The sequence below is a fragment of the Streptomyces prasinopilosus genome (genome assembly GCF_001419695.1).
GTDB lineage: Bacteria > Actinomycetota > Actinomycetes > Streptomycetales > Streptomycetaceae > Streptomyces > Streptomyces prasinopilosus.
Map to the genome: position 1 here is coordinate 1 of NZ_LIRG01000429.1, position 13,574 is coordinate 13,574.

The window sequence follows — 13,574 nt, forward strand, 5'->3', positions numbered from 1 at the left end:
GCCGACCAGGGCGCCCTGGTGGACCTGGTCGGCGGCGCCGTGTCCGACCTGACCGCCGCCACCCTCGCCGGCACGCTGCGCGCCGTCGTCCGGGAGGGCTGGGGGGACGAGCTGCCCACCCGCTTCGCGATCATCGGCATGGGCCGCTTCGGCGGCCACGAGCTGGGCTACGGCTCCGACGCGGACGTCCTGTTCGTCCACGAGCCGCGCGACGGCGTGGACGAGCGGGAGGCGGCCGACGCGGCCGGCAAGGTCGTCGCCGAGATGCGCCGCCTGCTCCAGGCCCCCAGCGCCGACCCGCCCCTGATCGTCGACGCGGACCTGCGCCCCGAGGGCCGGTCCGGACCGCTGGTGCGCACCCTGAAGTCGTACGAGGCGTACTACCGGCGCTGGTCCCTGGTGTGGGAGCGGCACGCGCTGCTGCGGGCCGAGCACGTGGCCGGCGACGAGGACCTCGGCCGCCGCTTCGCCGAGCTGATCGACCCGCTGCGCTACCCGCCCGCCGGGCTCGGCGAGGACGACGTGCGCGAGATCCGGCGGCTGAAGGCGCGCATGGAGTCCGAGCGGCTGCCGCGCGGCACCGACCCCAAGCTGCACGTCAAGCTCGGCCCCGGCGGCCTGTCCGACGTGGAGTGGACCGTCCAGCTGACCCAGCTGCGGCACGCCGCGCACGTGCCGGGGCTGCGCACCACCCGCACCCGCGAGGCGCTGGCGGCCGCCCGGGAGGCCGGGCTGATCTCCGCGGACGACGCGGAGGTCCTCGACGAGGCCTGGGTCCTGGCCACCGGCGTGCGCAACGCGGTCATGCTGGTCCGGGGCCGGGCCGGGGACACCTTCCCCGCCGCCCCCCGCGACCTGGCCGCGGTCGGCCGCTACCTGGGCTACGGGGCCGGCCGCGCCGGGGACATGCTCGACGTGTACCGGCGCACGGCGCGCAGGGCGCGGGGCGTGATGGAGGAGCTGTTCTACGGCGGCTCGTAGGAGCCGCCGGCACCCGGCGCGGCCACCCGGCACAGGCGTCCGGAGCAGGCGACGGGCACGGGGATCCGGGGCGGGCGGCCGGTACGGAAGGCCGGTGGGCGGGGCCGCCCGGGAGCGCGGGCGGCGCGGCGGCGCCGGACGCCCGGCGGGAGGGGTCCCCCGGCGGGCGTCCCGCCTCCTCGAAGGCGAACGGCGAAGGACGCCTCAGGGGCGCGGGACCTCCGGCGCGTGGGCGGAGGCGCCCGGGGCGGAGGCGCCCGCGGGGGAGACGTCGTCGGCCGCGCGCGGACCGGGGGAGTCGTCCGGGACCCGCGGGCTCACGAGGCCCGCTTGCACGCCGACCGGATCCGGACTCCCGCCGTCCGGCACCGCGACGGTGTCGTCCGTGCCGCGCCCGCCGGGGGAACCCTTCCCCCGGAAAACCCTGTGCGCAAGAAGCCCGGCCGGAAGAACCCCGCTCCGGCCGCCCCCGTCGCCGTGGTCCGGCACCTCCCGCGGCAGGGTGTACGGGCGGCTGCCGTACCAGAGGGTCGCCAGCGCGTAGCCGAAGGCGAGGCAGAGCACGCCGCCCACCGCGTCCAGCCAGAAGTGGTTGGCGGTGGCGACGATGACCACCAGCGTGCCCGCCGGGTACAGCAGGCCCAGGACCTTCGCCCACGGGACCTTCGCCAGCGCGAAGACGGTCAGCCCGCACCACACCGACCAGCCGATGTGCATCGACGGCATCGCGGCGTACTGGTTGGACATGTTCTTCAGGTCACCGGAGGCCATCGACCCCCAGGTCTCGTGGACCAGCACGGTGTCGATGAAGCCGTCGCCGTTCATCAGGCGCGGCGGGGCGAGCGGGAACAGGTAGTACCCGGCCAGTGCGACGGCGGTGGTGGAGAACAGCACCGTCCTGGTGGCCGCGTAACGGCCGGGGTGACTGCGGTAGAGCCACACCAGGACGCCCAGGGTGACCACGAAGTGCAGGGTGGCGTAGTAGTAGTTCATGCCGACGACCAGCCAGGTGACCGAATTCACGGCGTGGTTGACCGACTGTTCGAAGGCGAGGCCGAGCCGCTGCTCCAGTTCCCAGAGCCGGTCGGCGTTGCTCAGCGCCTGGGCCTTCTGCTCCGGCACGGCGTTGCGGATCAGCGAGTACGTCCAGTAGCTCACCGCGATCAGCAGGATCTCGAACCACAACCGCGGCCGGCGGGGGGCGCGCAGACGGCGCAGGAGACCCGGCCCCGTCCGGTCCTCGACGGGATGCGCTGCGGCCTCATGCCGACCTTCCAGCGTGGTCACCGTCGTTTCACCCATGGGCACAGAGTCTGCCAGAAAAGCCCCCGGGGAAGATCCTCCCCCAGGGGTAGCCGGCCCGCACGTTCTCTCCGGGGAGGAGACCCGCCGCCTCCTCCTCCAGCAGGGCACGGAGCCCCGTCGCCTGCGACCGGAGGAGGAGACGGCGCCCCGGGACGGGACGGCGGAGCGCGGAGACCGGGGCCCCGGGCCCCGGCCGGTTCAGAGACGGGGCCGGGTGGCGGTGTCCAGGTAGAAGGAGTCGATGCTCTGGACGGCCTGCTCGAACTCCTCCAGGTTGACGGGCTTGGTCACGTAGGCGTTGGCGTGGCTGCTGTACGCGCCCGTGACGTCGTCCGGGGCGGTGGACGTGGTCAGGACGACCACGGGGATCGTCTGCAGGTCGTCGTCGCTCTTCAGGACCTTGAGCAGGTCCCGGCCGTTCATCCGGGGCATGTTCAGGTCCAGGACGATGAGGTCGGGCCGAGGGGTGCCCGGGGTCCGCAGGTGCTCCAGCGCGGCGACCCCGTCGGTGACCTGGACGAGGTTGCGGGCTCCGCGCTCGGAGAGGGCCTCCTCGATGAGCATGGCGTCGGCAATGTCGTCTTCGACCAGCAGGACGTCGAAGGGGCGAGTGGGGGTGGTCATCGTCGGATGCTCCGTGGGTTTCTCGGTGGGTTTCTCGGTGGAGTGGTGGAAAAGCCCCGGCCAGCGGCGCCGGGCACCTTGCCGGGTCAGACCGCATGCGGCACCGATCTGCGGGTATCCGGCACCCGCGCGGGCGGCGGCCGCGGCGGCCTCCTGCTGGAGTCGTTCGGTGGCCTGCTTGAGGTGGTCCAGCACGTGGAGCAGGGCCAGGGGGTGGGCCGGGTCGTCCGGTGCCGGGCGCGAGGGGACCTCCAGAAGCCGCCCGGTGAGGCGTCGCGCGAGATCACCGACTGCCGCGTCCGTGAGGGAGACGGCCTCCTGCGGGGTGATCCGCGCTACGAAATCCTTGCCAGGCATGCCCGGCACTCTAAGTCCAGGACCCGCTCCGCGACAACAAGGGTTGTCGCCCTCTAAAGTGTGCAGGCCCGACTTTCAAGGTGATTGCCCGCAACGAGGAGCCCACAGAATGACTGCCGACGAGAGGCAATCGCGCATACCGGGGTTTTCCGCCTGGACGACCCGGCGGTGGCTTCGCGTGGGGGCGGCCGTGTCACTCGTGGTCCTGGCCCTGCTCGGGACCGTGGGCGCATGGGTGCTGGGGCGGACCCAGACGATCAGCGACGACCTGGTGAACGTGCGGTCCCCCGCGCTGACCGTCGCGATCCGCCTGGAAGCGGCCGTGCTCAACCAGGAGACCGGGATCCGCGGCTACGGGCTCACCGGCATGCCGCAGTTCATCACCCCCTACGAGCAGGGACTCACCGAACAGGAGGCGAGCCTCGCGGAACTCCGCGGGCTGCTCCGGGACGACCGCGCGGGACTGGACGACCTCAAGACCGTCCAGGACGCCGTGACGGACTGGCAGGAGAAGGTCGCCCGGCCCGTCGCCGCCGCGCCCGCCGGCTCGCCCTCCCCGATCGCCACCCGGCAGGCGGAGGAGGGCAAGGAGGCCTTCGACGACGTACGCGCCGCCCTGAGCGACCAGCAGGAACAGCTGCTCGCGGACCGCGAACGGGCCAGGGACGACCTGATGGACACGATGGTGCTGAGGAACTGGGTGTTCAGCGCCATCGCGGCGGTCATCGCGGCCCTCACCATCCTGATCTTCGAAGGGCTGCGCCGCGGCATCAACACGCCGCTGGAACGGCTCGGCGCGGACGCCCGCGCGGTCGCCGGAGGTGACTTCAAGCACCCCATCACCCCGACCGGCCCCGCCGACCTGCGGCACCTCGGTCACGAGATCGACTTCATGCGCCAGCGCCTCCTGCGGGAACTGGCCCTCAGCGAGGACACGCGGCTGCGGCTGGACGCGCAGGCCGCGGACCTCCAGCGGTCCAACGCCGAGCTGGAGCAGTTCGCGTACGTGGCCTCCCACGACCTGCAGGAACCGCTGCGCAAGGTGTCCAGCTTCACCCAGCTCCTCCAGCGGCGCTACGGAGGACAGCTCGACAGCCGGGCCGACCAGTACATCGACTTCGCGGTCGACGGCGCGAACCGCATGCAGACCCTCATCAACGACCTGCTCGACTTCTCCCGGGTCGGACGGCTGCACAACGCCCACCAGGACGTCGACCTGGACAAGGTGCTGGAGAGGACCCTGTCCGAGCTGAGCGTCGGCATCGAGGAGGCCGGGGCGGAGATCACCCACGATCCGCTGCCGTCCCTGGTCGCCGACCCCACCCAGATGGGCATGCTCTGGCAGAACCTGATCAGCAACGCCGTCAAGTTCCGGCGCCCGGGCGAAGCGCCGAAGATCCACGTCACGGCGGAGCGGGACGGCGAACTGTGGCGGTTCACCGTCACCGACAACGGCATCGGCATCGCGCCGGAGTACGCCGACAAGGTGTTCGTGATCTTCCAGCGACTGCACACCAAGGACACCTACACCGGCAGCGGGATCGGCCTCGCGATGTGCAAGAAGATCGTCGAGTTCCACGGGGGCACCATCGGGGTCGACCCGGATTACCGCGACGGCGCGCGCATCGTCTTCACCCTCGCCCCCCGCCCGCCGGAGAGCCCCGCCCCGTCCGCCGTCCCGGAGGCCGTCCGCGCCGACGCGGAGCCGGCGCGATGACGACAGCCCTGCCGGTCGTGCCGGAGGCGTCCTCCGAGGGGCCGGTGTACCGCGTCCTGCTGATCGAGGACGACCCGGGCGACGCCCTGCTCGTGGAGGAACTCCTCCACGACACGGGGATGCGGTTCTCACTGACCATCCGCACCACCCTGGCCGAGGCGCGCGCCGAACTGGCCGGCAGCCCGATCGACTGCGTCCTCCTCGACCTGCACCTGCCCGACGTGTCGGGCGTCGACGCGGTCACCGCGGTGCGCGGGCTGGCCCCGCACACCGCGGTGATCGTCCTGACCGGGCTGTCCGAGGACCGGGCGGGCACCGAGGCCATGGCCGCCGGAGCCCAGGACTACCTCGTCAAGGGCAAGGTCGAGGCGGACCTGCTGCGCAGGACGCTGCGCTACGCCGTCTACCGGAGCCGGACGGAACGCGCGAGCGCCGAGGCCCAGGCCACCCGGCTGCGGGCGGAGGAGAACGCCCGCCTGGAACGCGGCCTGCTGCCCCGGCCGATGCTGGACACCTCCACGGTGCGGGTGACGTCCCGCTACCTGCCCGGTGGCGAGATGGCCCTGCTCGGCGGGGACTTCCTCGACGTGGTGGAGGGGGACGACGGGCTGCTGCACGCCGTCGTGGGCGACGTCAGCGGCCACGGCCCCGACGCCGCGGCGCTCGGCGTCTGCCTGCGGATAGCCTGGCGCTCCCTGGTGCTCGGCGGGCACCGCGGGGACGACCTGCTGCGCCTGATGGAACGCCTCCTGATCGCCGAACGCGACAGCCAGCAGCTGTTCGCCACCTGCACGCTGCTCACCCTCGACCAGCGCTCCGGCACGGCCGTCCTGCACCTGGCCGGCCATCACGAACCCCTGCTCACCACGGCCGAGGGGACCCGGGAGGTGCGTGCCGAACACGGCATCGCCCTGGGCATCGTCCCCGGGGAGTGCAGCTGGCCCTCCACGGTCGTCCCCCTCCCGGCCGCCGGGGCCCTGACCGTCTACACCGACGGCCTCGTCGAAGGGCACAACGGGACGAAGGGGGAGCGGCTCGGCGTCGAAGGCCTGCTCACGCTGATCGGGAACCTGCCGCCGGCGGACCCGGCGGACCACGTCGACCTCCTCATCAAGGAGACCCAGACGCTGAACGCCGGGCGCCACTCCGACGACCTGGCCGTGCTCCGCCTCGACTGGGGCGACCGGCCCGCCTTCCCCTGAGAGCCCCGCGCGGGGGAGGGGGGCGGGCCGCCGATCGCCGTCCGCCGCACCCCGGCCGGGCCGCGCCGGACGGATCGGACGCGCCGGGTGGTTCGGACGCGCCGGGTGGTTCGGACGCGCCGGGTGGTTCGGGCCGGACCCGCTCGGGCATCGGGCCGGAGGCGACGCGCGGTGACCTCCCGGGGGGAGCGAGCGGGCCCTGGAGCCCTCCCCGCCCAGGGGAGCCCCCTTCGCCGGCGCGGAACAGAGAACTCGGGGAGGCCGCCGGGACGCCGCGGGCGCGTGCGGCCGCGAGGCGGCGGAGGGCGGGCGGCGACGCGGCCGGGGGCACACCTCACCGGGAGAGCCCGGAATCCGGAGCCCCACCGGGAGAGCCCGCATCCGGACACCCGCCGGGAGAGTCCGCAGCCCGGAGGCCCGCCGGGAGAGCCCGGGCCGCAGGCCCGGAACATGCGGCCGGCCTCCGGGGATCCCGAGCCGGCCCCCGCGTCTGCGGCACGGGCCGCCGGAGGACCCTCAGGGGCGGTTCCGGTCCCCGGGTGCCGAGGCCGTCGAGCCCCGGACCACCAGCTCCGGCATGAACACGAACTCGCTGTGCGGGGCGGGCGTCCCGCCGATCTCCTCCAGCAGGGTGCGCACCGCGGCCTGGCCCATCGCCGGGACCGGCTTGCGGACCGTGGTCAGCGGCGGGTCGGTGAAGGCGATCAGCGGGGAGTCGTCGAAGCCGACCACCGAGATGTCCGTCGGCACCTCCAGACCGCGCTGCCGGGCCGTCCGTATCGCACCCAGCGCCATCATGTCGCTGGCGCACACCACCGCCGTGCACCCGCGGTCCATGAGCGCGCTGGCGGCGGCCTGGCCGCCCTCCAGGGTGTACAGGGAGTGCTGGACCAGCTCCTTCTCCACGGTCTCGGCGGGCAGCCCCAGCTGCTCCTGCACGGTGCGCACGAAGCCCTCGATCTTGCGCTGCACCGGCACGAACCGCTTCGGCCCCAGCGCCAGCCCGATCCGGGTGTGGCCGAGGGAGGCGAGGTGCGTGACCGCCAGCGCCATCGCCGCCCGGTCGTCGGGCGAGATGAACGGCGCCTGCACCTTCGGCGAGAAGCCGTCGACCAGGACGAACGGCACCCCCTGGGCGCGCAGCCGGTCGTAGCGCTGCATGTCGGCCGTGGTGTCCGCGTGCAGTCCGGAGACGTAGATGATGCCGGCCACCCCGCGGTCGACCAGCATCTCCGTCAGCTCGTCCTCCGTCGACCCGCCCGGGGTCTGGGTGGCCAGCACCGGCGTGTAGCCCTGCCGGGTCAGCGCCTGCCCGATGACCTGGGCCAGGGCCGGGAAGATCGGGTTCTCCAGCTCGGGGGTGATCAGCCCCACCAGACCCTCGCTGCGCTGCCGCAACCGCACCGGACGTTCGTAACCCAGCACGTCGAGGGCGGCGAGGACGGACTGGCGGGTGGTGGCGGCGACGCCCGGCTTGCCGTTGAGCACGCGGCTGACGGTCGCCTCGCTCACCCCGGCCTGAGCGGCGATGTCGGCAAGACGTGTGGTCACAGCACCGGACCCTATCGGCCGCCCCACTCCTTGCACACCGGCCGGACGCCTGGCGCGTACGGTCGAACGGCCCGTCGCGGGCTGCTGGGTCATCGCGGTCCCTCATGTCGTGGTCGGCATGTCGTGTGCGACACGTCGTGCTCGGCAGGGTGCTCGGCGTCCGTACCGCAACGGATGATCCCTCCGGCGGAAACGGATGGCAAGTACTTGCAGAGTCTTGCACAGCCGTCCGAACTCCTGCCCTGGTGCCGGAAAGTCGGCGGTGGCACGGCGATCGGGGCCTCGCGACGAGGGGTCAAGGAGAGGTCACGACGGGGTAACCGTCGGGCTTTCTTGCAAAATTTTTCAGCAAGGTCTTTCGGATCGGTTGCATCGCTGTTACGTTCACGTCGCCCGGCGGCCCCATCGGCGCGGTCGGCAAGTCGGCGGGACGGCAGACGGGGCCGTTCCCGCACTACACGGGCTTTCACCCTCAAGGAGAACTCATGCGGCGTGGCATAGCGGCCACCGCGCTGGTGGCGTCCCTCGCCCTCACGGCGACGGCCTGCGGCGGAGACAGCGACAGCGGCGACTCGGCCGACGGCCCGGTCACCATCACCTGGTGGGACACCTCCAACGCGACCAACGAGGCGCCGACCTACCAGGCCCTGGTCAAGGAGTTCGAGGCCGCCAACAAGGACGTCAAGGTCAAGTACGTCAACGTCCCCTTCGACCAGGCGCAGAACAAGTTCGACACCGCCGCCGGTTCCAAGGGCGCCCCCGACGTGCTGCGCTCCGAGGTCGGCTGGACCCCCGCCTTCGCCAAGAAGGGCTTCTTCCTGCCGCTGGACGGCACCGAGGCGCTGAAGGACCAGGCGAAGTTCAAGTCCAACCTGATCGAGCAGGCGACGTACGAGGACAAGGTCTACGGCGTCCCGTTCGTCACGGACACGCTCGCGCTGGTCTACAACAAGGAACTCTTCGAGAAGGCCGGCGTCGAGGCCCCCAAGACCTGGGACGACCTGAAGAAGGCCGCCGCCACCATCAAGGACAAGACCGGCGCCGACGGCTACTGGGGCTCCACCCAGGCCTACTACGCCCAGTCCTTCCTCTACGGTGAGGGCACCGACACGGTCGACGCCGACGCCAAGAAGATCACCGTCACCTCGCCCGAGGCCAAGAAGGCCTACGGCACCTGGCTGGACCTCTTCGACGGCAAGGGCCTGAAGAAGGCCGACACCACCGCCGACGCCTACGCCCACATCCAGGACGCGTTCGTCAACGGCAAGGTCGCCTCGATCATCCAGGGCCCGTGGGAGATCACCAACTTCTACAAGGGCTCGGCCTTCAAGGACAAGGAGAACCTGGGCATCGCCACCGTCCCGGCCGGCTCCGCCGGCACGGCGGGCGCCCCGACCGGCGGCCACAACCTCTCCGTCTACGCCGGCTCCGACGCCGCGAAGCAGGAGGCCGCGCTGAAGTTCGTGAACTTCATGACCTCGGCCGAGGCCCAGGAGACCATCGCCCTGAAGAACTCCACGCTGCCCACGCGTGACGACGCCTACACCGACAAGGTCAAGGCCGACCCGGGCATCGCCGGCTATCAGACGGTCCTCGAGGCCGCCCAGCCGCGCCCGGCCCTGCCCGAGTACAGCTCGCTGTGGGGTCCGCTCGACGACGAACTGCCCCAGATCGCGAGCGGCAAGGAGTCCCTGGACAAGGGTCTGGGCGACGCCGAGACCGCCATCGCCAAGCTGGTGCCGGACTTCAGCAAGTAGAGCCCGCGTGGCCGCCGGATCCCTCTCCGGAAGGGGAGGAACCGGCGGCCACCGGCCTGTGTGCCGAACCCCTTGATCATCCAGAAGGTGCCGAACCATGACAGTCGCCATCGACCGCGCGACCGGCAAGCGCAGCGGTGACCGCCCGCCCCGCCCCGGCCCCGGCCGCCTGAAGCGTGCCTACCAGAAGCACTGGTACGCCTTCGCCATGATCGTGCCCGTGGTCGTCGTGCTCGGCGTCCTCGTGCTGTATCCCCTGGCGTACGGCTTCTACCTCACCCTCACCGACGCCAACAGCCTCAACTCGGCCCGCACCATCGGCGTCAACGAGATCGAGGCCACGTACAAGTTCATCGGCCTGGACAACTACGCCGACATCCTCTGGGGCGAGACGTCGTACGACCGCTTCTGGTCGCACTTCATCTGGACGATCGTCTGGACGGCGGCCTGCGTCGGCCTGCACTACACCATCGGCCTGGGCCTGGCCCTGCTGCTCAACCAGAAGCTGCGCGGCCGCACCTTCTACCGGCTGATCCTGATCCTCCCGTGGGCCGTGCCGACCTTCGTCACCGTCTTCGGCTGGCGGTTCATGCTCGCCGACAGCGGCATCATCAACTCGGGCCTGGAGTCCCTGGGCCTGCCGACGCCGCTGTGGCTCGAGGACACCTTCTGGCAGCGGTTCGCCGCGATCATGGTCAACACCTGGTGCGGTGTGCCGTTCATGATGGTCTCCCTGCTCGGCGGCCTCCAGTCGATCGACGGGACGCTGTACGAGGCGGCCGAGATGGACGGGGCGACCGCCTGGCAGCGGTTCCGCCACGTCACCCTGCCGGGCCTGCGCTCGGTCAGCTCCACCGTCGTGCTGCTCGGCGTCATCTGGACCTTCAACCAGTTCGCCGTCATCTTCCTGCTGTTCGGCAACACCGCGCCGGACGCGCAGATCCTCGTCACCTGGGCCTACTACCTGGGCTTCGGGCAGCAGCCGCGCGACTTCGCGCAGTCCGCCGCCTACGGCATGCTGCTGCTGGCCGTCCTGATCGTCTTCACCTCCTTCTACCGCCGCTGGCTGAACCGCAATGAGCAGCAGCTCGCGATCTGAGGCAGGAGCCCCCATGAGCACCCTCGACACCCCAGCGCCGGCCGTGGCGACGGGCAAGCCGGCCGGGCGGACCGCGCCCCGCCGGCCCGGGACGCGGCGCGGTGAGATGAGCCGCGGCGGCGCCCTCGGCTCGCACGGCATCCTGATCACGGCGAGCCTCGTCGCCCTGTTCCCGGTCGCCTGGCTGGTCTTCCTGTCCCTCGGCCCGGACAAGGACGACTACCTGCGCCCCGGCGGCATCTGGGGCAAGATGACGCTGGACAACTACGTGTTCGTGCTGCAGAACACGAACTTCTTCGACTGGCTGAAGAGTTCGCTGATCGTCTCGCTCGGCACGACCGTCATCGGCGTCCTGGTCGCCGCCACCACCGGATACGCGGTGTCCCGGATGCGGTTCCCCGGGTACAAGAAGTTCATGTGGGTCCTGCTGGTCACCCAGATGTTCCCGGTGGCCGTCCTGATGGTCCCGATGTACCAGATCCTGTCCGACCTTCAGCTGATCGACACCTATTTCGGCCTCATCCTCGTCTACTGCTCGACCGCGGTGCCGTACTGTGCGTGGCTGATGAAGGGCTATTTCGACACCATTCCGTTCGAGATCGACGAGGCGGGCCGGGTCGACGGGCTGTCCCCGTTCGGCACGTTCCTGCGGCTGATCCTGCCGCTGGCCAAGCCGGGCCTGGCGGTCGCCGCCTTCTACAGCTTCATCACCGCGTTCGGCGAGGTCGCCTTCGCCACGACGTTCATGCTCGACGACGAGAGGTACACGCTCGCCGTCGGCCTGCAGAGCTTCGTCAGCGAGCACGACGCCCAGCGCCACCTGATGGCCGCCACGGCGGTCCTGATCGCGATACCCGTCTCCGCGTTCTTCTACCTCGTGCAGAAGAACCTGGTGGCCGGCCTCACCGCGGGCGGCACGAAGGGCTGACGCCCTCCGCCCGACGACTCCCGCGTGCCACGGCGCGCGGGGTGGGCGGCCGCGGTGTCCATCCGACCCCGCCGGCACCGCGGCCGCCCCGTCACCCGCATCCCGCCTCCTCGGCCCCACTCGCCTCCCTGACCGACCCCACGTATTCAAGGACGACATGAGCCAGCAGCACGCCGCCGCCCCGGCCCCCACCCCGACGACCGACGCTGCCGTAGCCACCGTCGCCAGACGCCACGACTGGTGGCGGGACGCGGTGATCTACCAGGTGTACCCGCGCAGCTTCGCCGACAGCAACGGCGACGGCATGGGCGACCTGGAGGGCATCCGCTCCCGCCTGCCGTACCTGCGCGACCTCGGGGTGGACGCCGTGTGGCTCAGCCCCTTCTACGCCTCCCCGCAGGCCGACGCCGGCTACGACGTCGCCGACTACCGCGCCGTCGACCCCATGTTCGGCAACCTGCTCGACGCGGACGCGCTGATCCGGGACGCCCACGGGCTGGGCCTGCGGATCATCGTCGACATCGTGCCCAACCACTCCTCCGACCAGCACGAGTGGTTCAAGCGGGCGCTCGCCGAGGGCCCCGGCTCGCCCTCGCGGGACCGCTACCACTTCCGCCCCGGCAAGGGCGCCGACGGCGAGCTCCCGCCCAACGACTGGGAGTCCATCTTCGGCGGTCCCGCCTGGACCCGGGTCACCGAGCCCGACGGCACCCCCGGCGAGTGGTACCTGCACCTCTTCGCGCCCGAGCAGCCCGACTTCAACTGGGAGCACCCGGCCGTCGGCGACGAGTTCCGCTCCATTCTGCGGTTCTGGCTCGACATGGGCGTGGACGGCTTCCGCATCGACGTCGCGCACGGCATGGTGAAGGCCGAGGGCCTGCCCGACCTGGGGGACCACGAGCAGCTGAAGCTGCTGGGCAACGATGTCATGCCGTTCTTCGACCAGGACGGCGTCCACGACATCTACCGGCAGTGGCGGCTCATCCTCGACGAGTACTCCGGCGAGCGGATCTTCGTCGCCGAGGCCTGGACCCCGACGGTCGAGCGCACCGCCCACTACGTCCGCCCGGACGAGCTGCACCAGGCGTTCAACTTCCAGTACCTGGGCACCCACTGGGACGCCGAGGAGCTGCGCGCGGTCATCGACCGCACCCTGGACGCGATGCGCCCGGTGGGCGCCCCCGCCACCTGGGTGCTGTCCAACCACGACGTCACCCGGCACGCCACCCGCTTCGGCAACCCGCCCGGCCTCGGCACCCAGCTCCGCCTGCCCGGCGACCGCGAGCTGGGCCTGCGCCGGGCCCGCGCGGCGACGCTGCTGATGCTGGCGCTGCCCGGCTCGGCGTACATCTACCAGGGCGAGGAACTGGGCCTGCCGGACGTCGTCGACCTCCCCGACGAGGTGCGCCAGGACCCGGCGTACTTCCGGGGCGCCGGCCAGGACGGCTTCCGCGACGGGTGCCGGGTGCCGATCCCGTGGACCCGCACCGGTTCCTCGTACGGCTTCGGGGACGGCGGCAGCTGGCTGCCGCAGCCGGAGAACTGGGGCGAGCTGAGCGTGGAGGCGCAGACCGGGACGGCCGGCTCGACCCTGGAGCTGTACCGCGCCGCCCTCGCCGTGCGCCGGGAGCAGGCCGACCTGGGCGCGGGCGACACGGTGGAGTGGCTGCGGGCCCCCGAGGGCGTCCTCGCCTTCCGGCGCGGGGAGTTCGTGTGCGTCGCCAACACCACGGGGGAGTCGGTGACCGTGCCGTCCCACGGCAGGGTGCTGATCGCCAACGGCGAGGTGGCCGAGACCGGTGACGAGGCGAAGGTGCCGGCGGACACGACGGTGTGGTGGACGCGGGCCTGACGACCCGTCCGGCTCCGGGGCCCGTCGCTCCCTCCCGGGGAGCGGCGGGCCCTCGCCGTGCGCGGAGCGGACCGTCGGGCCCGCCGCCCGCTCCGCCGGTTCGCCCCGCGCGCCCCGGCGCCCGGCTCGGCACCGCGACGGCCCTCCCGCAGCGCCTTTGCCGGCTTGCGCCGTGCCCGGAGCACGGCGCCCGGGACCCGC

At 72.0% G+C, this 13,574-nt stretch carries 10 protein-coding genes; 7 read left to right on the top strand and 3 right to left on the bottom strand.

From position 1 onward, the window contains the following. A partial coding sequence (locus AOK18_RS18390; protein ID WP_478078845.1) for a [protein-PII] uridylyltransferase family protein occupies positions 1-981 on the top strand: 981 nt, incomplete at its 5' end. A gap of 204 nt (positions 982-1,185) precedes the next feature. Here AOK18_RS18390 and AOK18_RS18395 read toward each other — a convergent pair. Together AOK18_RS18395 and AOK18_RS18400 are read right to left on the bottom strand one after the other, a co-directional pair. Further along, positions 1,186-2,283: a phosphatase PAP2 family protein gene (locus AOK18_RS18395; RefSeq protein WP_240503228.1), complete on the bottom strand. Its 1,098-nt coding sequence runs from the start codon at positions 2,281-2,283 to the stop codon at positions 1,186-1,188. A 201-nt stretch (positions 2,284-2,484) separates the two neighbouring features. Then, complete coding sequence (locus AOK18_RS18400; RefSeq protein WP_079039840.1) at positions 2,485-3,267, bottom strand: response regulator; 783 nt, start codon at positions 3,265-3,267, stop codon at positions 2,485-2,487. 109 nt (positions 3,268-3,376) lie between these two features. Here AOK18_RS18400 and AOK18_RS18405 point away from each other — a divergent pair, with 109 nt between their 5' ends. Both AOK18_RS18405 and AOK18_RS18410 read left to right on the top strand, forming a co-directional pair. Then, positions 3,377-4,984: a sensor histidine kinase gene (locus tag AOK18_RS18405; protein WP_055695087.1), complete on the top strand. Its 1,608-nt coding sequence runs from the start codon at positions 3,377-3,379 to the stop codon at positions 4,982-4,984. Continuing rightward, a complete protein-coding gene (locus tag AOK18_RS18410; RefSeq protein WP_055573390.1) occupies positions 4,981-6,186 on the top strand; it encodes a PP2C family protein-serine/threonine phosphatase in 1,206 nt (401 codons plus the stop codon). The genes AOK18_RS18405 and AOK18_RS18410 overlap by 4 nt, the downstream gene beginning before the upstream one ends. 516 nt (positions 6,187-6,702) lie before the next feature. On the opposite strand, the gene AOK18_RS18415 is transcribed toward AOK18_RS18410, so the two are convergent. Beyond that, a complete protein-coding gene (locus AOK18_RS18415) occupies positions 6,703-7,737 on the bottom strand; it encodes a LacI family DNA-binding transcriptional regulator (RefSeq protein WP_055695088.1) in 1,035 nt (344 codons plus the stop codon). A 485-nt stretch (positions 7,738-8,222) separates the two neighbouring features. On the opposite strand from AOK18_RS18415, the gene AOK18_RS18420 reads away from it, so the two are divergent. The 4 genes from AOK18_RS18420 (at position 8,223) to AOK18_RS18435 (ending at position 13,373) form a co-directional block, all read left to right on the top strand. Then, positions 8,223-9,494 (top strand): extracellular solute-binding protein, encoded by a 1,272-nt coding sequence (locus AOK18_RS18420; RefSeq protein ID WP_055695089.1) that lies wholly within the window; start codon positions 8,223-8,225, stop codon positions 9,492-9,494. A gap of 97 nt (positions 9,495-9,591) precedes the next feature. Continuing rightward, positions 9,592-10,593: a carbohydrate ABC transporter permease gene (locus AOK18_RS18425; RefSeq protein WP_055695090.1), complete on the top strand. Its 1,002-nt coding sequence runs from the start codon at positions 9,592-9,594 to the stop codon at positions 10,591-10,593. 13 nt (positions 10,594-10,606) lie between these two features. Further along, positions 10,607-11,521: a sugar ABC transporter permease gene (locus tag AOK18_RS18430; RefSeq protein WP_055695091.1), complete on the top strand. Its 915-nt coding sequence runs from the start codon at positions 10,607-10,609 to the stop codon at positions 11,519-11,521. A 157-nt stretch (positions 11,522-11,678) separates the two neighbouring features. Continuing rightward, positions 11,679-13,373 carry a glycoside hydrolase family 13 protein gene (locus AOK18_RS18435; RefSeq protein ID WP_055695092.1) on the top strand — a complete coding sequence of 565 codons (1,695 nt, stop codon included), beginning with the start codon at positions 11,679-11,681 and terminating at the stop codon, positions 13,371-13,373. The last annotated feature ends 201 nt before the right edge of the window (positions 13,374-13,574 follow it).